At 45.9% G+C, this 22006-nt stretch carries 21 protein-coding genes; 10 read left to right on the top strand and 11 right to left on the bottom strand.

Annotation, left to right across the window (positions count from 1 at the left end):
• Position 1: 1 nt before the first annotated feature.
• On the bottom strand, positions 2–1018 hold the full coding sequence (locus ASG33_RS19460) for an acyl-CoA reductase (protein WP_056289267.1): 1017 nt from the start codon (positions 1016–1018) through the stop codon (positions 2–4).
• A 128-nt stretch (positions 1019–1146) separates the two neighbouring features.
• On the opposite strand from ASG33_RS19460, the gene ASG33_RS19455 reads away from it, so the two are divergent.
• The 3 genes from ASG33_RS19455 to ASG33_RS19445 all read left to right on the top strand — a co-directional run bounded on the left by ASG33_RS19455 (position 1147) and on the right by ASG33_RS19445 (position 4406).
• Positions 1147–1494, top strand: coding sequence for a 4Fe-4S binding protein (locus ASG33_RS19455; RefSeq protein ID WP_031527072.1), 348 nt, complete (start codon positions 1147–1149; stop codon positions 1492–1494).
• A 346-nt stretch (positions 1495–1840) separates the two neighbouring features.
• Complete coding sequence (locus ASG33_RS19450; protein WP_056289262.1) at positions 1841–3037, top strand: porin; 1197 nt, start codon at positions 1841–1843, stop codon at positions 3035–3037.
• A gap of 49 nt (positions 3038–3086) precedes the next feature.
• A complete protein-coding gene (locus ASG33_RS19445; RefSeq protein WP_056289258.1) occupies positions 3087–4406 on the top strand; it encodes an ammonium transporter in 1320 nt (439 codons plus the stop codon).
• Positions 4407–4510: 104 nt separating this feature from the next.
• On the opposite strand, the gene mtaB is transcribed toward ASG33_RS19445, so the two are convergent.
• Positions 4511–5839 (bottom strand): tRNA (N(6)-L-threonylcarbamoyladenosine(37)-C(2))-methylthiotransferase MtaB, encoded by a 1329-nt coding sequence (gene mtaB / locus ASG33_RS19440; protein WP_056289254.1) that lies wholly within the window; start codon positions 5837–5839, stop codon positions 4511–4513.
• A gap of 37 nt (positions 5840–5876) precedes the next feature.
• Positions 5877–7712 (bottom strand): LTA synthase family protein, encoded by a 1836-nt coding sequence (locus ASG33_RS19435; RefSeq protein WP_056289252.1) that lies wholly within the window; start codon positions 7710–7712, stop codon positions 5877–5879.
• A 152-nt stretch (positions 7713–7864) separates the two neighbouring features.
• On the opposite strand from ASG33_RS19435, the gene ASG33_RS19430 reads away from it, so the two are divergent.
• Both ASG33_RS19430 and ASG33_RS19425 read left to right on the top strand, forming a co-directional pair.
• Positions 7865–10051, top strand: coding sequence for a glutamine synthetase III (locus ASG33_RS19430; RefSeq protein WP_056289249.1), 2187 nt, complete (start codon positions 7865–7867; stop codon positions 10049–10051).
• Between the two features lie 36 nt (positions 10052–10087).
• Entirely contained in the window at positions 10088–10639 is a 552-nt protein-coding gene (locus ASG33_RS19425; protein WP_056289244.1) for a hypothetical protein, read from the top strand.
• Between the two features lie 78 nt (positions 10640–10717).
• Here the strand turns inward: ASG33_RS19425 and ASG33_RS19420 are convergent, their stop codons facing one another.
• Positions 10718–11728: a glutamine synthetase beta-grasp domain-containing protein gene (locus tag ASG33_RS19420; RefSeq protein ID WP_056289241.1), complete on the bottom strand. Its 1011-nt coding sequence runs from the start codon at positions 11726–11728 to the stop codon at positions 10718–10720.
• Between the two features lie 312 nt (positions 11729–12040).
• On the opposite strand from ASG33_RS19420, the gene ASG33_RS19415 reads away from it, so the two are divergent.
• The 3 genes from ASG33_RS19415 (at position 12041) to ASG33_RS19405 (ending at position 14564) form a co-directional block, all read left to right on the top strand.
• The gene (locus tag ASG33_RS19415; protein WP_229238747.1) at positions 12041–12826 is read left to right on the top strand and encodes a 16S rRNA (uracil(1498)-N(3))-methyltransferase; all 786 of its coding nucleotides are present in this window, start codon (positions 12041–12043) and stop codon (positions 12824–12826) included.
• A gap of 197 nt (positions 12827–13023) precedes the next feature.
• The gene (locus ASG33_RS19410) at positions 13024–13683 is read left to right on the top strand and encodes a DUF4159 domain-containing protein (protein WP_056289235.1); all 660 of its coding nucleotides are present in this window, start codon (positions 13024–13026) and stop codon (positions 13681–13683) included.
• 134 nt (positions 13684–13817) lie between these two features.
• The gene (locus tag ASG33_RS19405) at positions 13818–14564 is read left to right on the top strand and encodes an acyl-CoA desaturase (protein WP_056289231.1); all 747 of its coding nucleotides are present in this window, start codon (positions 13818–13820) and stop codon (positions 14562–14564) included.
• Positions 14565–14833: 269 nt separating this feature from the next.
• Here the strand turns inward: ASG33_RS19405 and ASG33_RS19400 are convergent, their stop codons facing one another.
• Genes ASG33_RS19400 through ASG33_RS19380 form a run of 5 tightly spaced genes read right to left on the bottom strand, consistent with a single transcriptional unit; the run spans position 14834 to position 20011 of the window.
• Positions 14834–16210 carry a HAMP domain-containing sensor histidine kinase gene (locus ASG33_RS19400; protein ID WP_056289228.1) on the bottom strand — a complete coding sequence of 459 codons (1377 nt, stop codon included), beginning with the start codon at positions 16208–16210 and terminating at the stop codon, positions 14834–14836.
• 1 nt (position 16211) lies between these two features.
• Positions 16212–16889 (bottom strand): response regulator transcription factor, encoded by a 678-nt coding sequence (locus ASG33_RS19395; protein WP_056289226.1) that lies wholly within the window; start codon positions 16887–16889, stop codon positions 16212–16214.
• Complete coding sequence (locus ASG33_RS19390) at positions 16886–17419, bottom strand: 5' nucleotidase, NT5C type (RefSeq protein ID WP_056289223.1); 534 nt, start codon at positions 17417–17419, stop codon at positions 16886–16888. The genes ASG33_RS19395 and ASG33_RS19390 overlap by 4 nt, the downstream gene beginning before the upstream one ends.
• Positions 17419–18690 (bottom strand): dihydrolipoamide acetyltransferase family protein, encoded by a 1272-nt coding sequence (locus tag ASG33_RS19385; RefSeq protein ID WP_056289221.1) that lies wholly within the window; start codon positions 18688–18690, stop codon positions 17419–17421. The genes ASG33_RS19390 and ASG33_RS19385 overlap by 1 nt, the downstream gene beginning before the upstream one ends.
• A gap of 49 nt (positions 18691–18739) precedes the next feature.
• Positions 18740–20011, bottom strand: a complete 1272-nt coding sequence (locus ASG33_RS19380) for a competence/damage-inducible protein A (RefSeq protein ID WP_056289216.1) — start codon at positions 20009–20011, stop codon at positions 18740–18742.
• Positions 20012–20117: 106 nt separating this feature from the next.
• Here ASG33_RS19380 and ASG33_RS19375 point away from each other — a divergent pair, with 106 nt between their 5' ends.
• Positions 20118–20846: a DUF4197 domain-containing protein gene (locus ASG33_RS19375; RefSeq protein WP_056289213.1), complete on the top strand. Its 729-nt coding sequence runs from the start codon at positions 20118–20120 to the stop codon at positions 20844–20846.
• A 57-nt stretch (positions 20847–20903) separates the two neighbouring features.
• The gene (gldC, locus tag ASG33_RS19370) at positions 20904–21245 is read left to right on the top strand and encodes a gliding motility protein GldC (protein ID WP_056289209.1); all 342 of its coding nucleotides are present in this window, start codon (positions 20904–20906) and stop codon (positions 21243–21245) included.
• A gap of 99 nt (positions 21246–21344) precedes the next feature.
• Here the strand turns inward: gldC and ASG33_RS19365 are convergent, their stop codons facing one another.
• Complete coding sequence (locus ASG33_RS19365) at positions 21345–21698, bottom strand: MmcQ/YjbR family DNA-binding protein (protein ID WP_056289207.1); 354 nt, start codon at positions 21696–21698, stop codon at positions 21345–21347.
• A complete protein-coding gene (locus ASG33_RS19360; protein WP_031527053.1) occupies positions 21695–21874 on the bottom strand; it encodes a DUF6728 family protein in 180 nt (59 codons plus the stop codon). Before ASG33_RS19360 ends, ASG33_RS19365 begins: the two co-directional genes overlap by 4 nt.
• Positions 21875–22006: the final 132 nt, after the last annotated feature.

Raw genomic sequence — 22006 nt, 5'->3', positions numbered from 1 at the left:
CCTATAGCGTACTTAGGAACGCCATGGTGTCCACAGCATCCGCATAGTCGCAAAGGCCGGGTTCCTGTGATTCTCCAAAAGGTACATTACCGGGAATGCCTGCGTTACCGACTACGCACTGAACCTTCTCGGCCGCCTCGACCAGAGCAGATTTGACAGTTTCTAAATCCGTGTATGTTTCAAAATGTAAAACACTGATCGGAGAAACGAGCGCGCTGTTTTCGGTGATCATCAAAAAACCATTATCAAGGTGCGGAACCCTGTTAATCAGGAAAATCGACTTGTTGTATTCGTAGTTATTGAAGTATTTATGATTTTGAAGATAGAGGTAAGCCCTGTCTTCTATCGCTTCGTAAAACTTGGTAAAATCATATCCGGCAGGAACAAAGAGCTTGGAAACATTGCGGCAACCCAGACCAAAATATTGAAGTACGTCCCTGCCAAGTAATTGCAGTTCTTCATGCGTCTCGCTGCCCGTCAAAACAGCAGCAGAAGTCCTGTTCCGGCGGATCACATTGGGTTTGTTGGCGAAATAATAATGAAAGTACCGGGCTGTGTTATCACTGCCGGTGGCAATGTAGGCGTCGGCCTCGTTGAGCCGCTCCACAAACCTGATCTGTGAAGTAAATTCAGGTTCTATTTGCATTAATTGGTTAAGCAATGCGGAAATCAGCACCGGATCATCAGAGCTGGGTTTCACCAGCAGTGTGTGCCCGCTGATCAGTACGCACAAAGCATCCTGAAAACCGACTGCAGGAATATTTCCAGCCATTACAACGCCTACTTTTCTGGATTCCCGCGGCTCGGTATATCGCGCTGACCATTCACGAAGCTTTTCAGGATCAAGGAATTCGGTGGCAATAGCATGAAGTGATTTCCTTACATTCTCAGGCGTAAACCAGTTGTTCCGGCTGTTGGCTGATTCAACCCAATCCTGTATAATTTCCTCATTCTCCGCGTCTGTAATGAACTTTCCTAATTGGATGAATGCCTCTTCCCGCCTGATCCTTGCTAACATACCTTGTGAACTCTAAAAAGTTTTACTAACCTGCCGTTTTTATTTTTCTGATTGTTGGGAAACTATAAATAGTTATATTTGTTACTCTAAGCAGAAGAATAGCAACAAATATAAACAATCCGGCGACTATGGCTATAATGATAACCGATGAATGCATAAATTGTGGGGCGTGCGAGCCAGAGTGCCCCAATACAGCAATTTATGAAGGCGGTGTAGAGTGGACCTGGGGAGATGGGACCAGTTTAGATGAAGTAGATTTTGGCGACGGTACAGTGGTGAGCGGTAAGGAGAAGCAGGCGCCTGTTTCAGACGAGTTCTATTATATTGTTACCGATAAATGTACTGAATGCGTTGGCTTCCATGAAGAGCCGCAATGTGCTGCGGTTTGCCCGGTTGATTGCTGTGTGCCGGATCCGGACAATGAAGAAGAAGAAGATACATTGTTAGCTAAAAAAGCCTGGATGCACGGCGAATAGCCACTTCCGGAAATACAAGTTTGATAGCCCTGCCTTTGGCGGGGCTTTTTTTGTGCCCAAACTTTTCTGTAATGGCATTATGATAATAAAATTTCTTAATAATTGGACTGTTGTAACTGAAAGAATATTCTGCGTATCAAGGTGAATGCAAAATTTAAATTTTTGACGCAAATCTGAATAAACTGTTATTTTCTGTTGATTATCCGTTAAAAAAGAGAACAAAAACATGAAAATTGTATTTTTTTGGATAAAAAAGGTGAGGTATATTTGATTAATATAATTTATGCACAATATTTGATTCATAAATCCCGCCGGAGAGTAATATAAACTTAAACAGAATATAATTATGAGAAAAGTCTATTGCACAGTATTATCTTTGATGGTTCCTTTTTTGGGTTTTGCAAAGTCTGGCGAAGACAAAAAGGCTGTTAAAGCTGATACGACAGTCGTAGCAGAAGCAGCTGCGGAAGAAGGAAAGGGAGCATTTGCGTTCTCAGGCTATCTTGACTCTTATTACATGGCCAATTTCAACAAGCCAGCTTCCCGGTCAAACATGGGTGCCACCAATGCACGTGTGTTCGATCAGCGATCAGGTCAGTTTTCACTTGGCCTTGTTCAGACGAGAGTTGCTTACACCAATGCGAAGTCGGAAGCAGTAGTAGATTTGACATTCGGCCCGAATGCCAACATGGGTAACTATGGAAATGCCTTGTTCAGCACCGCACTTGCTATCAAACAGGCATACTTCACTTATAAATTCACAGACAAGTTTTCAATGACCGCGGGACAGTTTGGAACGCACATCGGATATGAAGTGATCGACGCACCGGCCAACTTCAACTATTCGCTGTCCAACCTGTTTAACAATGGTCCGTTTTACCATGCCGGTCTGAAAGCAACTTATGCGTTTTCTGACAAGGCTTCTTTAATGGTTGGCGTAGTGAACAATGTAGACGGACTTGGCGATAACAACCGCGCAAAAGGAATCATCAGTCAGTTATACCTTCAACCTGCATCGGGATGGAACGTATACCTGAACTACATCGGAAGCAACGAAGCGAATACAGACAGCCTAGGAAAGCAGCCGGAAGGTCTTTACCAGGTATTTGATCTGACAACCAGCTTCCAGGTAACCGAAAAATTCCTGCTTGGTTTGAATGCAGCTTACGGCAGCCAGAAAGGTGACTACCAGGGTGCAGGCGGCCCACTGGGTACGGAATCATGGAGTGGAGTTGCAGTATATGCAAATACTGCTCTGACGGATAACTTCGGAATTGGCGCGCGTTACGAATATTTCAACAACGATAACGGTGTACGTGGATTGCTGACCCGTGGAGGAATGGGTACCAAGGTTAACTCAGTAACATTGACTGGTAATATCAGCCTTGCCGACGGACACATTCTTGTTAAACCTGAGTTCCGCCTCGACGCTTATCCTAAGCTGTCAGGCACCGGGGAAGAGCAGCAGTTTGAAGATTCAGATGGAAACTGGACTAAAAACAGCCAGACCACTTTCGGACTTGCATTCATTTACAAATTCTAATTAGTTACAATATACCTTCTTAATCTACCTATAATAACAATTTACAAAAATGGAAAAACGCAGTTTTATCCCACTGATTATCCTTCTGGTAATCGCAATCCTTGGTGCTTTCGTGCCAAATGTTCCGACTCAAATTGTCACCGAAGGAGTAAACGGCGGTGATACGGCCTGGTTGCTGGTTTCAGCCGCGCTGGTATTGCTGATGACGCCCGGTCTGGCTTATTTCTACGGCGGGATGGTTAACAACAAAAACGTAATTTCTACCATGCTCCAAAGCTTTATCGCAATGGGGGTAATCAGTGTGTTATGGGTAGTGGTAGGGTTCAGTATTGCTTTCGGAGATGATTTCGGCGGCGTTGTTGGAAATCCATTCACGCACTTTATGTTCAAAGGCGTATTGGACGGACCGGTTTGGGGAACAATTCCTTTCGCGCTTTTCGCAATGTTCCAGATGAAGTTCGCGGTGATCACACCTGCACTGGTAACCGGTTCAATGGCTGAGCGCATCAACTTCCGCTCTTACGTATTGTTCATTATCCTGTTCTGTATTTTCATCTACGCTCCGCTGGCGCACATGACTTGGCATGCAGATGGTATCCTTTTCAAAATGGGTGTGCTTGACTTCGCTGGTGGAACTGTTGTTCACATGTCTGCTGGCTGGGCTGCATTGGCTGGCGCGCTTTACCTGAAAAGACGTAAATCACTTCTTGAAGATCACGTATTGCCACCTGCAAACATTCCTTTCGTTCTTTTGGGAACAGGTTTGCTCTGGTTCGGCTGGTTCGGTTTCAATGCAGGTTCTGCATTATCTGCTGGTCCTTTGGCGGTATCTGCTTTCGCAACTACCAACACAGCTGCGGGCGCCGCTGGTCTTGCATGGGTTCTTTTTGACGCTGCAAAAGGAAAGAAAGTATCTGCACTTGGTTTCTGTATCGGTGCGGTTGTAGGTTTGGTCGCTATCACACCTGCTGCTGGTTTCGTAACGGTTCCTGCTTCTCTTTTCATCGGTACAGTTGCTTCCATCATCAGTAACTATGTAGCGCACCTGCGCACCCGTTCCACTTTGGACGATACACTTGACGTGTTCCCTTGCCACGGTGTAGGAGGTATGGTTGGTATGTTAATGACCGGTATCTTCTCTACAAGCGGCGTTAACCCGCTGGTAGTTGACCAGGGTCTTGCATTCGGCGAAACCAAGCTGTTTATCAACCACGTAATTGCATTGGTTGGTGTATCTGCCTTCGCATTTGCCGGTTCATTCCTTCTTCTGAAAATCACTGACCTGATTTTACCACTTCGTGTATCTGAGCAGGATGAGAAAGCTGGTTTGGACGTAAGTCAGCACGACGAGTTCATGATCGAGGCTTAATTTTACTCAACGTTTATATTTAAATAGCAGGAAAGCCCGGCATTGTGCCGGGCTTTCCTTTTTATGCATTGATATCAAAATGTTACTTGGGTGGGCCGGGCCGCTTAATGTACAAGTACCTCCGCTTCGACCTCTGTCACTTCCATTAATCCTGCTTCATTCAGCTGCTCGTACTTCACGAATTTCGTTTCGTTAATGAGCAGCGGATCGTATTTAACGGAAACGCGCACATAGTTTTCGCTGAAACCCAGCATCTGACCGTCCTGAACTTCATCTTCAAACAGCACCGTCCCGGCTTTCCCGACCTGCTGCTCATAGAAGGAGCGGCGCTTTTTGTCGGAGAGGATATGCAGCATTTTTGATCTGTCGGCCCTGATATTTTTTGGTACTACCGGTTTAATCGCCAAAGCAGCGGTATTTTCTCTTTCTGAGTAAGTGAATACGTGCAGATAGGAAATTTCAAGTTCATTTAAAAAGCGGTAACTCTCTTCGAAGAGCTCCTGCGTTTCGCCAGGGTGACCTACGATAACGTCAACACCAATGCAGCAGTCGGGCATCAATGATTTGATTTTCGCGACGCGCTCTGCATACAACTCCCTTTTGTACCGGCGCTTCATTAGTCCCAGCACTTTGTTAGAGCCCGATTGCAGCGGAATATGGAAGTGCGGAACAAACCTTTTTGACTGCGCGACGAATTCGATGATCTCGTCGGTCAGAAGGTTAGGCTCGATCGATGAAATGCGAAAGCGCTCAATGCCTTCTACTTCGTCCAATGCTTTTACAAGGTCCAGAAAAGTTTCCCTGCGTTCGCCATTCTGGATGCCAAAGTCGCCAATGTTCACACCGGTGAGTACGATCTCTTTTACCTCCCGCGCCGCAATTTCATACGCCGCTTTCACGATATTCTGAATGCTGTCGGACCTGCTTTTCCCGCGTGCCAGTGGAATGGTGCAGTAGGAGCAGGGATAGTCGCAGCCGTCCTGAACTTTCAGGAATGTGCGCGTTCTGTCATTCAGTGAGTAGGAAGTGTGGTAATCAACCGCTTCGTCAATATGGGAAGCCATGATTTTTGCAGGCTGACCTACCGGCGTTTTTTCAAAAGTATCAACCAGATCTGCCAGCCTGAACTTCTCGGCAGCGCCAAGAACTGCGTCAACGCCTGGAATTTCTGATATCTCTGCAGGTTTCAACTGGGCGTAGCAACCTATAATGGCTACATAGCCGTCAGGATTGATCTTCTGCGCTTCACGCACGATTTTCCGGCATTTTTTATCTGCATTTTCGGTAACCGAACAGGTATTGATTATGAAAACATCCGGGCTTTCATTGAACTCAACCCTGGAATGCCCTTTTGCTTCGAACATTCTCGCGATCGAAGAGCTTTCTGAGTAGTTGAGCTTGCAGCCCAGTGTATAAAAAGCGACTTTTTTCATTTTTCTTGATTATCCCGCAAAAATACAGCTTTTATGCTCAACGCTTTAAATAATCTCCGAAAGAAGCTTGGAGGTATGCTTTCGCAAGATCTTCTTCTGACTGATCAAGCGTTCCTTCTCTTTCCGTGATATTCCCGCCAATATTGTCCCTGATCAGAAATCCGCCCGGCCTGATCCAGCCCAACCCGTTGTTGAATGCAAAGTAGGAAAACGGTTCACGGCCAGCAGAAAAGATATCGCTGCTCCATTCAAATTGCACGGACGGAAGTCTGAACTGGTTCAGCAATGTAGCTGCAAGGTCCGTTTGCGAGCATAATGCATCTATTTTCCGTCCCGGCCTGGCCAGCGCGCCACTCAGCCAAAGCATTGGAATGTGGAACTCTGCCGGCTTTGACTTTTGTGTGTAAGGCAGCGGGTGGCCGTGATCTGCGAGAATAATTACAAGCGTATTCTTCCACCACGGTCTGGATTTCGCTTTTTTGATGAAGTTCCCGATGGCGGCATCCGTATAATGGTGCGCATTCAAAAACAGATGTTCAGGGTCATTTCCGGGAATGGCGGTCTTGACCGGAACTTCGAAAGGTTCGTGGCTGCTTAATGTAAACAGGGTCGAAAAAAATGGCTGCTTTTCCTTGTCGAGATCATCAAGCAGTCTGTCGAGCACAACGTGGTCATGTGCGCCCCATTTCGAGTTCATATCCGCTTTGTCAAAATCATCCTTGTCAACAATCCGGTCAAAATTGTCCTGCAAAAGGTAGGATTTCATATTAGCGAACTCGGTTTCCCCGCCGTAATAAAATGATGTTTGCCAGCCATTCTGCCGGAATGCGCGGGGTAAGGAAGGCAGCGTGCTGGTTTTTTTAGGTATTTTGATGATAGAATGTGTGGGCTGGGCAGGGTAGCCGCTTAATATCGCAACCAGGCCTTTGTCGCTCCGGTTGCCGCTCGCGTACATATTCGTAAACAGCATTCCTTCCTTAACCAGCTTGTCAAACTGCGGGGTCACACCCGGAACGCCATTGAGGCTGGCAGATATCTTGGCCGTAAAACTCTCCCAGATAATCACCACGACATTCAGCCTGGCTGTCGAATCAATGACCTGCTCCGTTTTCCCCCGGACTTTGTACAGCTCCTGAACCAGTCTTTGTGCCTTTGCTTCATCCTGGTATATAAAAGGATTTTTGTTACTGTAAGAAGCATTGATAATGGAGCTCATGTAATTCCAGGGGACATTAACCGCCGCATAGTTGGCAAAACTCTTATCTGAAAAAAACACCGCACTTTCATTCATAGGAGCCAGCTGAAATCCCCCGCGGATCGGGATGATCAATGCAGCTGTGAGGATCAGGAAAACCGGTAGCGTGTAAACGAACCTGACAGGACCGAAAGCAGCTATGCTCCGGCTGATGATGTTGCGTAGTACTGTTACCGTCAGGGCAAGCAGCACAAGCAGTAATAGTAAGAGCGGCAGAACAGGCGCGGCGCCTGCCGAGGCCAGTGCTTCACCGGGAGTTTCAAGGTAATGGAGTGAAGTACTGTCGATCCTGAAACCCCAGGCTTTGAACAGTTCAAGGTCAATGACGGTAAGTGTTACTATTACAGGTGCAAGTACATAGCTGTAAATGAGCAGGAAGCGCTTATACCAGCCCCAGCGCCGGGCTGTGAAAATCAGCAGAATGGTCGGGATCGCGAGGATATAGGCCGCGAAAGAAAGATCCATTCTCAGCCCGTGTACTGCACTTTGTACCCAGAGTGAAGAGGGGAGTTCAAGCGTTTTCTGGTAATGATAGGCAAGAAAGAGGAGGCGGAAAAGCTGAAAAAGTACTACCCAGCTCAGCCCGTAAAGGGCAAACAATTCAATTCTTTTACGCATTAGTGTCAATCAAAATATTCCGTAAAGTTCTTAAAAATGAGTATAATGTGCGACCAGCGGCAAAACATAAATGTGAAAATGTACCCCCAGCATTGTTGTTGCTATCCTTAAATAAATAATTTTGGGGAGATTTAATATAACTGATTGAATACATGACTTTTCGTTCCAAGGCATTTGAAATCGCGCAAGGGCGGGTTTCGCCTGTTTTAACCCCTCCTGTTGAAAAAGTAGCCGATCTGTACGGAAGCAACACTTTCAATGATGAAGTGATGAAAACGCTGCTGTCGGCAGAAGCTTACGCCAAGATTTCAACTGCGATCCGCTCAGGGTCAACGATAGACCGGGAAGTAGCGGATGAAGTTTCGGCAGCTATGAAATCCTGGGCCATATCAAAAGGTGCAACGCACTATACGCACTGGTTTCAGCCTCTGACAGGTACAACCGCCGAAAAGCACGATTCGTTCTTTGACCTGACCATGGATGGACGCGCTGTTGAAAAATTCAAAGGAAGTGCACTGGTACAGCAGGAACCTGATGCTTCTTCATTTCCGAGCGGCGGCTTGCGCGCCACTTTTGAGGCGCGTGGCTATACCGGCTGGGACCCGAGTTCTCCTGCTTTTTTAATGGATAATGGTGCCGGGGGTAAGACCCTGTGCATTCCTTCGGTTTTCATTTCCTATACAGGCGAGGCGCTCGATTACAAGGCACCATTGCTGCGCTCACTGGTGATGCTCGACAAAGCGGCTACCGGCGTGTGCCAGTTTTTCAACCGGGATGTAAGCAAGGTAACTCCCACGCTGGGCATTGAGCAGGAGTACTTTTTGGTTGATAAAGCATTATACTATGCGCGTCCCGACCTGTTGATGGCTGGTAGAACGGTGTTTGGTCACAGCCCGGCGCGCGGTCAGCAGCTCGATGATCACTATTTTGGCTCTATCTCGCCGCGTGTGAATGCATTTATGGTTGATTTCGAGTTTGAAGCCTTAAAGCTCGGAATACCGGTACGTACCAGACACAATGAAGTTGCGCCAGGTCAGTTTGAATGCGCGCCTACTTTTGAAGAGGTGAACCTGGCGATTGATCATAATGCATTGTTAATGGACTTAATGCAGAAGATCGGAGAAAGGCATAATTTTCAGGTTCTTTTTCATGAAAAACCTTTTGCAGGAATCAACGGCAGTGGCAAGCATAATAACTGGTCACTCGGTACGGACACGGGCATTAACCTGCTCGCGCCTACTTCAAAGCCAAAAGAAAACCTGCGTTTCCTGACTTTCCTTCTGAATGTTGTAAAGGCGGTTCACGATCACGCAGACTTGTTGCGTGCCTCCATTTCCTCGGCGGGTAACGAGCATCGGCTCGGAGCGAACGAGGCGCCGCCTTCCATTGTGTCGGTGTTTTTAGGAAATGAGTTGACAAACATGCTGGAAGAGCTGGTCAATAAAGGAGAAATCACGCTCGAAAAAGGAGAGAACTTTTACTATAAGCTGGGTATATCGCGCATTCCAAATTTACAGCGGGACAATACGGACAGAAACCGGACTTCACCATTCTGTTTTACGGGAAATAAATTCGAGTACCGGGCGGTGGGAAGTGCGCAGAATAGTGCTTCGCCGATGATTGTTCTGAACACGATCGTGGCTAACCAGCTGATGGATTTTAAAAGGGAAATGGACGAGCGGCTGGCGGCAGGAGAAGAGAAGAAAGTAGCGACTGTAGAAATACTCAAACGGTATTTTACCGAATCCAAAAACATTCTTTTTGAAGGAAACGGGTATTCCGAAGAATGGATACAAATGGCTAAGGAGCGCGGACTTAGTAACATCAGTGCCACTTACGACGCGCTTTACGCTTACAAAACAGAAAATACAATTGCTGTTTTCGAGAAAATGGGTGTACTTACTTCGAGAGAGCTGCACGCCCGCTACGAGATCGAGCTGGAAAACTATGTTAAAAAGCTGCAAATCGAATCGCGGGTTATTGGCGATCTTGCATTGAACCACATTGTTTCGACAGTAGTGAAGTACCAGTTCAAGCTCGCGCAGACAGCCCGCGCACTGACCGACCTGGAAATGCTGGAAGAGGCCGAGCCGATCAAGGAAATTATACGTGATATCTCAACACACATTGTTGTGATCAAACGTCTGGTGCACGAAATGACAGAAAGCAGGAAGACTGCGAACAACATTGAAAACCTTTTTGAACGCGCAAAACTGTATGGTTCAGAGGTGAAAGGCTTTTTTGAAGAGATCCGCTACCACGTTGATAAGCTTGAATTGCTGATCGATGATGAAGATTGGCCTTTGGCAAAGTACCGCGAAATGCTATTTTTGGAGTAAATTACACAGCCTATTTAGTAACAAACATTGTAAATCATGAATCCGGGATTCGATCCAGAAGAAATTGCTCAGCTGAAAAGGGAGTGCAAAGCCGAGAGAGCCAACTTCATCTACGTTGATGATGAATTTGAAGACGAAGACGAAAACAACGAACATGCACACGTGCAGTTTGTTGGTATGTATAAAGAGTCGGAAGTGATTTACGACGCATTGATTTATACATTGCGGTTACACCATTCCACGCTTGTATACGACGCCGCTTTGGAACGTTTGAAGAAGGAAATGCCGCATTATGTTTCGCAGGACGAGCGCCCCGCAGACTACAAGATCAGCGAGGAAGACGAGGACGAAGCCGAGTTGCTGCTAACCGAGTTTATCGAAGAGATTGAAGAAAATGAAGAAATCACCGTGCGTGAGCATGTGGAAATCGACGATACCTTCGAGTACGGCGTGGGACTGGAAGTTGGTCTTAACAAAACTGAAATCACTGATAAGGTAATCGACGAGTTTATTGCCTTGTTCAATGCAGATCGGGTACAGCTTGATCCGACCTTGTATTCTTTTACAGGAAGTGAAGACGAAGATTGATCTGATTGATTTTCAAAACTGATACAAACAAAAAAGCCACCATTCGGTGGCTTTTTTGTTGATCATATGTCAATGCGACTAAACCGCAGATTTAACAGTTTTGATGATACGTGCAGCTACTTTGTAAGGATCAGCAGCCGAGTTAGGACGACGATCTTCCAGGTATCCGCTCCATCCTTTCTGAGGAACCAGAACAGGGATACGGATGGATGCACCGCGGTCAGAAACACCGTAGCTGAAATCGTGGATAGAAGCAGTTTCGTGCTTTCCAGTCAAACGCAGGTGGTTATCTGCACCGTAAACTTCGATATGTTCTTTCACAACAGGGCGGAAAGATTCGCAAACTTTGTCGAATACTTCTTTGCTTCCTGCAGTTCTCAAAGCTGTGTTAGAGAAGTTAGCGTGCATACCGCTACCATTCCAGTCAAGTGCGCCAAGCGGCTTGCAGTGCCAGTTGATAGATACACCATATTTCTCACCGATACGCTCCAACAGGTAGCGGCCCAACCAGATCTGGTCACCAGCTTCTTTCGCGCCTTTTGCGAAAATCTGGAATTCCCACTGACCAGCAGCAACTTCTGCATTGATACCTTCTACATTCAAACCTGCTTCAAGGCATGCATCAAGGTGCTCTTCGATGATCTCACGACCGTATGCATTCTGTGCGCCTACTGAACAATAGTATGGACCTTGTGGTGCAGGGTATCCGTTTGCAGGGAAGCCCAGTGGTTTGTTGGTTTCATTGTCCCAAAGGAAATACTCCTGCTCAAAACCAAACCAGAAATCGTTATCGTCGTCTTCGATAGTGGCACGACCATTTGAAATGTGAGGAGTACCGTCGGCGTTCAATACTTCGCACATTACCAAATATCCGTTTTTACGTTGTGGATCCGGAATAATGTAGACTGGTTTCAACAAACAGTCAGAAGATCCGCCAAGCGCCTGTTCAGTTGACGAACCGTCAAATGACCAGTTACTGCAATCTTCCAATTTGCCGCTAAAATTATCTTCGATTTTGGTTTTGCTGCGTAGACTTTGGGTCGGCTTGTAGCCATCCAACCAAATATATTCCAGCTTGGACTTAGACATAATAGTACTAGATAAAGTGGTGACGAATAATTTGAACGGCACAATATTAATGCAAAAATGTATTTCCAAAAAATAAAAAATAAGAAAAATTCGGTATGCGCAGAATAATATTGCGTTCGTGGTAGTATTGTCAGTAAAAGATGTACTTTTCTTATAATCCGGGCAGGTTTGTTCAGGAGACGATTTCCTGAAAAAATTTGTAAAAACCCCAAAAATGCGGCAAAAAACTGCTTATCATTTAAGAAAATATTCGTAAAATGTTATAAATGGCCTTATCGTGATTTATCGGAGATGTGACCGAAGATAATTTCGATGATGTTCAGCAAATGGCGATTATTTAGCTATTTTTGGACAAATCGATTCATTAAATGGCTGATGCCAATATTACAAATGCACATTTTTTATCAACCAGAGGATAGTGTTTTTGAACTGGAAGAAGAGGAGGCAAAACACATCACCAAGGTACTCAGACTTGGATCCGGGGATATGATTTTAGTAACAAACGGAAGGGGGCAGCTGCGCAAGTGCGTACTTAACGTTCAGGGGCGCAAGGTGGGCTATGAAGTTCTTGAAACCACCCTGATCGAACCCCGGCCTTTTACCGTAAATATGGCAATAGCACCCACGCGAAAGGCGGAGAGAAATGAGTGGATGGTCGAGAAGATGACTGAGATAGGAGTGGAGCGCATCGACTTTATCGTCACGGAACATACAAATCCCGAAACCCTTAACCGGGTGGTAAACCTGGGCAGGCTCAACCGCATTGCGGCAAGTGCAATGAAGCAGTCGCAACAATATCATAAACCGATCATTACAGTAAACAACCGTTTTGATTCGTTTATCAAAAATGTAACAACAGATACCAGGCTGATCGCCTACGTGCCCGATCAATATAAGGTAGAGCATGTTTTTAGCAAGATTAAAAAAAACACTGGTACGACTTTGTTAATAGGTCCGGAAGGTGACTTTAGTGAGAGGGAAATTGAGCTGGCTTTAGAACAGGGCTTTACCACAGTATCCCTCGGCCCAACGCGCCTGAGAACCGAAACCGCTGCAGTCACAGGTTGTCACGCGATTAATTTGGCGCAGGAAGTTTAAATTTTGAATGAGTGAATGAGTGAATGGGGCTTGGGAAGTTTGATTCGCGGTTATTGAATCCCAGTCTTCAGTTACTTAAATCTGCTCACTTAGTTATTTAAATTCATTTATTAATTGAACATTCACTAACTCGAAATTCACTCGTTCAGAATTCGCAAACTCGCAAACTCACTCATTCACTCATTCAACATTAAAAAATGCCTTCTCGCCTAGTAGTTCTCGCCCTTTTGCTCTGCGCTGCTATCTCGTCGCAGGCACAGTCTTCATTGAAGATTGCCAAGTTGAAGTACGGTGGCGGCGGAGACTGGTATGCGAATAAAACCTCGCTGCCCAACCTGATCAAATTCTGTAATACAGAGTTGAAAATGAATATCAACCCGGCGGAGGATGTCGTGGAGGTAGGCAGTCCTGACATTTTCACCTACCCGTTTGTACACATGACGGGCCACGGAAATGTAGTGTTCAACGATGCGGAGGCACAAAACCTGCGAAATTATCTGCTTTCGGGAGGCTTTCTTCACATTGATGATAATTATGGACTCGATCAGTTTGTGCGCCGCGAAATGAAGAAGGTTTTTCCTGAGCTTACATTTGTCGAGCTCCCATTCGACCACCAGATTTATCGTGTTAAATATGTTTTCCCGGAAGGTCTGCCCAAAGTGCATGAACACGACGGCAAGCAGCCGCAGGGTTTTGGATTGATCTGGCAGGGAAGGCTGGTTTGTTATTACAGCTATGAAACCGACCTGGGTAATGGCTGGGAAGATCAAAGTGTGTATAATGATCCAGAAGAAATGCGCAGAAAGGCACTGCAAATGGGCGCAAATCTGCTGAGCTATGCTTTTATGATCCAGTAAAATCACGGGATCGCAAACTTTTACCCGAAATGCAGGTAACGTTATATTCCATTTTACTCGCTTAAATTTCGTTTTTTAACCCACTTACGCTTACTTTTGTACAAACTTCGTTCTTAAAATCCTGCACGCGTTTCATGTATATTGTTCTTATTGTATTTGTTTTACACTGGTACCTTTCTCTATTCTGCCAGACCTTCTTCCTGCACCGCTATTCCGCTCATAAAATGTTTATAATGAGCAAGCCGTGGGAGCGTTTTTTCTATTTACTCACCTACATTTCACAGGGTTCGTCTTACCTGAGCCCCCGTGCATACGCGATTTTGCACCGGATGCACCATGCATTCAGCGATACTGAAAAAGACCCGCATTCACCGCATCATACCAAAAATGTATTTACCATGATGTGGGAGACCAAGCATATTTATAATGCAGTACTGAGCCGCAAAAGAGCTATCGAAAATCGCTTCGAAAGAAACTATCCTGAATGGAATTTTGTGGAGAAACTGGGTGATTCCTGGATTTCCCGCATTGGCTGGGGATTGATCTATATGGCGTTTTACATCCTGGCTTACGTGTACCTGGATATGCACTGGGCGTTTTTCTTCCTGCTGCCAATCCACTTTTTAATGGGGCCGATCCACGGTGCAATCGTGAATTGGAGTGGTCATAAATATGGTTACCAGAACTTCGATAATGATGATAAATCAAAAAACTCATTGATTTTCGACTTCTTAATGCTCGGCGAGCTTTTCCAGAACAATCACCACAAACGCCCAAATTCGATTAACTTCGGTTCAAGATGGTACGAAGTTGACCCAACTTATCCGGTAATTAAGTTATTGAATAAGTTGAAGATTATTGAGATTAGGAAGAAGCACTAGGCTTAATGCCAAGGTAAAGCCCTTCGACTGCCCTTCGACTCCGCTCAGGGTGACAAGTTTCATCGCTTGTCACCCTGAGCGGAGTCGAAGGGCTCTTCATTTATAGTACCCCACAAAAAACTTTTGGCAGGCGTGAGACACACCTGCCAAGTTTGCTTATTAACACCACAAAAAATGAAATTCGTTTGAATGGTCGCGCGTGAATACCGCGACAATACAAATTAATCATTCAATACTTAAAAACGCGTTAATTGCGCGTTAGAATTTGCTTAGAGGTGTGAAAGTTTAATGCGGAAGGTGGTACCCTTGGGTTCATTGGGTTGAATCGTGATCGTGCCGTTGTGCAGCTTCACGATCCGCTCTACCAGCGACAGGCCAATTCCATATCCCTTAATGTTCGCGGTGTTGTCGCTGCGGAAAAATGGCTGAAAAACCAGGCTCTGATCTTCTTTCGGGATTCCTTTTCCCTGATCTGTAAAGCCGATCGTGAGCTGCTCTTTGGAAGGTTGCAGGTTAATGTGAACTGCGTGGTTGTCTGAAAATTTGCACGCATTATCCATGAGATTCAGGAATGCTGTTTTCAGCAGGGTTGAGTTGCCCGTTACTTCCAGCCACGTATCATCCTCAGGCAGCTCATCAAAATTGAGGATAATGTTATAAGCGGGATTCGCCTCGGCCAGGTTGAGGCGACAGTCGAGCAAGAGTTCATCCACCCGCACAACTTCTGTCAGCAATTCACGCTGGTGTTCGCTTACTTTGGCCAGTTCCAGCAAGGTATTCGAAAGCTGCGCCAGTTCCTGAATATCTTCCAGAACAGAGAGGATGGTAACCTGATACTCCGCCGCATTGCGCTCCTTCAACATACTTACTTCCAGCTGTGACCTGATTTTCGTCAGCGGGTTCTTCAACTCGTGGGATACATTCGCAACAAAGATCTTCTGCATTTGAAAAGCCGTTTCAATCCGGTCCAGCAGCTTGTTGAAAGTGGTTGTAAGCCGACCAATCTCGTCTTTTTGGTTGGGTACTTCCAGGCGGGTATCCAGGTTTTGCGGCAGGATACGTTCCACCGAGTTCATGACTTTGGATATGGGTCGTAATGCGCGTTTGGAGAAAACCCAACCGACGATCGCTACTATGAAAGTCACAATGAAGAACAATACCGTAAGCAATGTGCTGAGATTGGATAAGTTGGCTTCGCCATACAAATCCTTGGCACCCAGCATGACCACCGCCCGGTTAAAAGGGTATTTATAGTACAAACCCACAACCTTATAGTCGCCGTCAGTATACCGGATCTGTCCCGATTTCCTGATCTCGTCCAGCCAGTAATCTGAAACGTGCAGCGCCTTGGTTTGGGGAGAGGAAAGATTGCTGTAAATGAGCCGGTTTTCTTCGTCAAAAATAAAGGTATTTTCGTCGTAGATCAGGTCGCGATTAGTCTCGTCGAGCGCTTTCAGGACCTCGATATTTACCTGAGGTACCTTCAAAAGCAGCTCTGCCTGCGACTTTGCCTTGGACCCAAGTCTGGCGTAGAAGTCTTTTGTAACGTTGTCGTACGAGAAATAGTAGATAGCGAGAAACGTAATAAGAAGGATACCGCTTACCAACAAGGAAAACTGAACCGTAAGTCGGGTGCGGATCTGCATGTTACTCTACTTTAAGCACATAGCCCATTCCAAAAAGGGTATGAATGAGCTTGACGGGATAATCTTTGTCAATTTTTTTACGTAAATAATTAACGTAAACTTCAATCACATTGGTACCCGTATCAAATCCGATATCCCAAACCTGTTCTGCAATTTCCACTTTTGAAATGACCCTGCCCTGGTTGCGGATCAGGTACACGAGCAGGTTAAACTCACGTGCGGTGAGATTGATCTTGTTCCCGGAACGATGAACCGTTTTTGCGTCCAGGGATACTTCCAGATCTGCAAAACGCAGTACCTGCGCAGTGTGCCCCACAGTAGCACCCCGCTTTGTCAATGCACGGACACGAGCGAGCAATTCTTTAAATTCGAACGGTTTAACCAGGTAATCGTCTGCGCCGGCATCGAGACCAGTTACCTTGTCGTCGGTAGTACCGAGGGCAGTCAGCATAAGGATCGGCGTTTCATTTCCCCAGCTTCTTATTTCCCGGCAAAGCTCTATACCGTTGATCCCTGGTATAATGATATCACTGATAATGAGCTGGTAAGCATTGTTTTTCGCCAGCTGTTTTCCGATCAGACCATCGTACGCAATATCAACTTCATAACCGTTTTCTTCCAGTCCCTGTTTAATGGACTGCAATGTTTTCGGTTCATCCTCAATCAGTAGTAGCTTCATTTGATAGGTAAAAATAGCTCGGAAACCTCATTCCAGTCAGAAACACGCTTGTAGCCATTTTCTTTCAGGTTGTGCGGAGCAGTGAATAAAATACCCTGCCCTTGAAATGCAGCCAGGTTCCTTACATGGTCATCGATCAGGTAGTCGGACTGGATAATGCTTTTATATCCGCAAAAAACAATGTTGGTCCAGGGTATGAATGAAAAATGCTTTTTAAGCCAGTCGAACTTGTCCCGGAACGAAGTCGGGAATTCCATGCAGGCTGTTGCAACAAACAGTTCGTAATACTTGGACAGCTTGTAAACAGTTTCCTGCGCGCCGTCCATTACCTTGATATCTGCAAAAAAGCCGGGCGTATCTATGATCTTGTTGAGCTTGGTCAGCTGCTTCGGATGAAGCAGTTCGCGCAATGCCTTGGAACGCAGCTGTTCGGCTGTCAGGATCGTATCGAAATCATTCAGGATGACGCTGATCAGTTTCTCGTGTGTATCCGCCAGCACATCGTCCATGTCCAGGGTCAGTCTCAGCATCAGATCAAAATTCTTTGCGTGTCAAAATTTTCAAGATAATCATTTACACGTTTCAGGAACAAGCCGCCCAGTGAACCGTCAACTACGCGGTGGTCATAGGAATGCGAGATAAACATCAGGCTCCGGATCCCCAGTAAGTCTCCCTGTGGCGTTTCAATCACGGCGGGTTTTTTCTTGATCGCACCAAAAGCCATAATCGCCACCTGAGGCTGTACGATAATAGGTGTTCCCATTAAGTTCGCGAATGCACCAATGTTCGAAATGGTATAAGTACCACCTGCAAGATCGTCGGCTTTCAGCTTGTTTTCACGCGCGCGCCTTGCAAGTTCATTAACTTTTCTGGCCAGTCCCGGTAAATCGTACTGGTCGGCGCGGTGAATTACAGGAACGATCAGGTTGCCGTCGGGCAGCGCCACCGCCATACCAATGTTTATCTCCTTTTTCCTGATAATCCTGTCTCCGTCGACGGAAATATTGATCAGCGGGTAATCTTTGATCGCTTTCACTACCGCCTCGATCAGGATAGGAGTGAACGTAATGCTGTCTCCCGATCTCTTCCGGTAATCATTTTTGACATGCTCGCGCCACTGTACGACGGGCGTCATATCTGTTTCAATGAAAGAAGTTACGTGCGCTGAAATCCGTTTGGAATCGACCATGCGCTGGGCGATCATTTTCCGCATCCGGTCCATTTCCACGATCTCGCTGCTTCCATTCAGTGAAGTAGCAGGAGGTGCAGTTTGGGGTACTTGTTTTCTGGTGTCAAGAAATGCCAGGATATCATTCTTGGTGACACGGTTTTCCATTCCGGTACCATGAATAGAAGCAAGCTCCTGCTCACTTACGTGTTCTTCGCGCGCAATGCTTAGTACAAGAGGGGAATAAAAGGGGTTCAACCCGGCTTCCTGATTACTTACTACTTTTTCTTTCTGTGTAAGCGCCTGTTCGAATTCCTGTTCAAGTTGGGTTGCGATGGCTACTTCTTCGGCGGGTGCCTGCTGTAAAAATGCGGGTTCGCCGGGTGTGTCATCTGCCACTTCGATCTGCGCGACCGGACTGCCGATCGGCACTACGTCATTTTCCTTCACAAGCCATTTGGCAAGCTTGCCTACGTAGGGGCAGGGTACTTCGGTATCCACCTTATCTGTCGCTACTTCCAGAACGGAATCGTCTATCACCACTGCCTCGCCCTCTTTTTTGAGCAGGTGCAACACGGTGCATTCCATTATGCTTTCGCCCATTGAAGGCATTACCATTTCTAAAATTTTCATAAAGACTATATTAACCGGCAACAATGGTTGCCCGTAATTGATCAATTACCTAAGCTTTTGTTACCAGATTGGCTTTCAATATGGTTTTTCTTAAAAGATTAAGTACATAGGAAGATGTAAGTTCAATGTTTATTTTCCTGTCGTTTCGCAAAGTCAGCAGCTGCGTAAAGGTTTCATCCGGTCCTGCACATGCAATCCAGACTGTACCCACGGGCTTTTCTGGTGTGCCTCCATCAGGTCCGGCAATGCCGGTTGTGGCGATTGCAAAAGTTGTATTCAGAACGTTTCTTGCTCCTTCGGCCATTTCGCGGGCAGTTTGCTCGCTCACCGCTCCGAATGCATCCAGGGTTTCTTTCTTTACACCCAGCACATTCATTTTTATCGAATTGCTATAACTCACGACGGAGCCTTCAAAATAGCGGGACGATCCTGCGACCGCGGTAATGCGGCTGGCCACATAGCCTCCTGTACAGCTTTCTGCGGTGGCTAATGTAGCCTGATTTTGCATCAGCAAGGAGCCTATAACCGTTTCGAGTTCATCAATATCAAAGCCGAATACGTGTTCCTCTATGATCGGCATAACCTTACCAACCTGATCCTGCAACTCTTTTTCAAGAAGCGCCTGATCGGTGCCGGTACCTGTTAGCCGCAGGCGAACCTGGCCGAAATGGGGCAGGTAGGCTAGCTTGATATGGGGCGGCAATGCAGTTTCCCAATCGGCTATCTTCTCAGCCAGAAAGGATTCACCTATTCCGATCGTACGAATGGATTTATGCTGAATGATAGAAGTCGGGAACTTGGCTTTCAGTCTTGGCAGAATCTCGTGCTCCATCAGGTTCTTCATTTCATAAGGAACCCCGGGCAGTGAAACATACACGACATTGTCTTTTTCAAACCACATTCCGGGAGCTGTTCCCCAAAGGTTTGGTATATAGGTACAGTTTTTGGGTAGTGCTGCCTGTTGAATATTCATCTCGGTCATGGCGCGGCCTCTTTTTTTAAAAAACGAGGTAACCAGGGCCAGGGCGTCCTGATTGATTTCAAGTTCAGTTCCGAAATATTCGCAAAATGTGTGTTTGGTGATATCGTCGCGGGTTGGTCCGAGACCTCCTGTAACTATAATTACCTGCACGCGCTGACTTGCTTCTGCGAATGCATTAAGTATATCCTGCTTGTTGTCTCCAACAGAAGTTTTTCGCACCGGACGAATGCCGATGTCAGTTAGTTGAGTGCCAATCCATTGAGTATTGGTGTCGGTAATCTGACCAAAAAGTATCTCGTCACCGATGGTAATTATTTCAGCCCTTGTCGAAGAAATCATCTCGTTGAAATGGATTGTTAAGAACCGTTAATTCCCAAAAATAAGTAAAATTAATCGTTATTGAGTACGTTTGAACCTTAGTCCAGTACCAACCAAGTCTTTTGTAATGAAACATAAAATTATAGCTCTTACGTTGTTTTCCCTGCTTTCAGCTACCGCTTCCATGGCGCAGTTTAACCTGGGAAAGGTGTTCGATAAAGTAGGAGGAAAGAATAACACCGGCCTTGCCGAAAATGAGATCGTTCAGGGATTGAAAGAGGCGCTGAATGTGGGTATCAGCAACGGATCGGCAGAAGCTTCCAAGGTTGATGGTTTTTTTAAAAATGAGCTGATCAAGATTGCCGTACCTCCTGAGGCGCAGAAAGTTGCAGAGACTTTAAGGAAAATGGGACTGGGCGCCCAGGTAGACAAGTTTACATTGTCACTCAACCGCGCAGCCGAGGATGCCGCAAAGAAGTCGAAGCCAATCTTCGTCAAAGCAATCACTTCCATGACTGTACCCGATGCACTTGGTATCCTCAAAGGCCAGGATGATGCGGCAACACAGTACCTGAGAAAGTCGACCAATGATGATCTGTTCAAAACCTTTTACCCGGTTGTAGACAGTACATTGAACCTCAACAAGGCGACTGAATATTATACAGACATTGTAAGTACCTACAACCAGATTCCATTGGTAAAGAAGGTTAATCCTAATCTCAAAGAATACGCCACGCAGAAAACCATTGACGGACTGTATGTTCTGATCGCGCAGGAGGAAAAGAAGATCCGCGAGAACCCAGGTGCGAGGGTAACTGATTTGTTGAAGAAGGTTTTCAGCAAGTCCGGAAAGTAGCGTTATCCGGCTTTTGTAAACGGCAAATGCTTACTTTTGCTGAAAATTAACACCGTTATGAAAAAGTCAGAAATACATTTCACCGTTGAATTAGACGATAAAAATATACCTGAAAAGATATTCTGGGATGCTACCGACAACCCGAATGAAGGTATCAACGACACCCGCGCCATTGCCATTGCCGTTTGGGACCATTACCACAGAGGTACCCTCAAAATTGACCTTTGGACGAAGGATATGGAGGTTTTTGAAATGAAGCGCTTCTATATCGAACTTATGAGCGGAATTGCCGATACCATGCTGACTGCAACAAACGACCGCGTCATGGCAGAAGCAATCGAAGGCTTGTGCGAAACACTCAGCAAGAAGTTGGATGAAGAAATGAAGGCTGCGAAGTAGCCCTTCGACTGCGCTCAGGGTGACAAAGCTTCAACTATGTCTTGTCACCCTGAGCGCACGGGGCCGCCCGGCGGTCGAAGGGATGTGCGACCCTCCCCGTTATTTGATTAACGTTGCCTGCTCCTTTTTAGGCAAGCTCTTCACGACAAGATCATAAGACTCTTTCACCCATTCAAATAACAAATCACCGGGAATGCTGCCGTTTACATTGACAGTATTCCAGTGTTTCTTATTCATGTGATACCCGGGCAAAACGTCCGGGTATTTTTCTCTTAGCTCTATTGCTTTTTCCGGGTCACATTTTACATTAAATCCAAACTGTGGTGAATCCAGCGAGGTGAGCAGAAATACCTTGCCTTTAACCTTGAAAACAAGTGTATCAGGTCCGAAAGGCAGTTCTTCGGTAACACCGGGTTGTTCAAGGCAATACTCACGCAATGTTTCTAAATTCATCTGGTCAATGCTCTTACGATCATTACAATAAGACAAATCAGGAACATGATGATGGAAATGCGGTTGATTCCATGCATCATGCGCAGGTTAAATGAGTCGGGCGCATTCGGGTCTTTTTTCTTGAAAACCCGCACGAAGTAGTAAAACACGTCGCCCAGTTGGAAGTACTTTTTCATATAATTGGTGCTGGTAGCTCTTGGCTGTTGGCTATTAGCTATTAGCAGTTAGCTGTTAGTTTTTTAATTCTGCCTTTTCTTAAACAAAGTATACATGCTGAAAGTCCATTGTAGGTCTTAGAAGCTATTCAG

This window comes from Dyadobacter sp. Leaf189 (assembly GCF_001424405.1).
Classification (GTDB): Bacteria; Bacteroidota; Bacteroidia; order Cytophagales; family Spirosomataceae; genus Dyadobacter.
The sequence above is the reverse complement of the archived record's forward strand: the minus strand, read 5'-3'. Positions and strand labels throughout refer to the sequence as shown.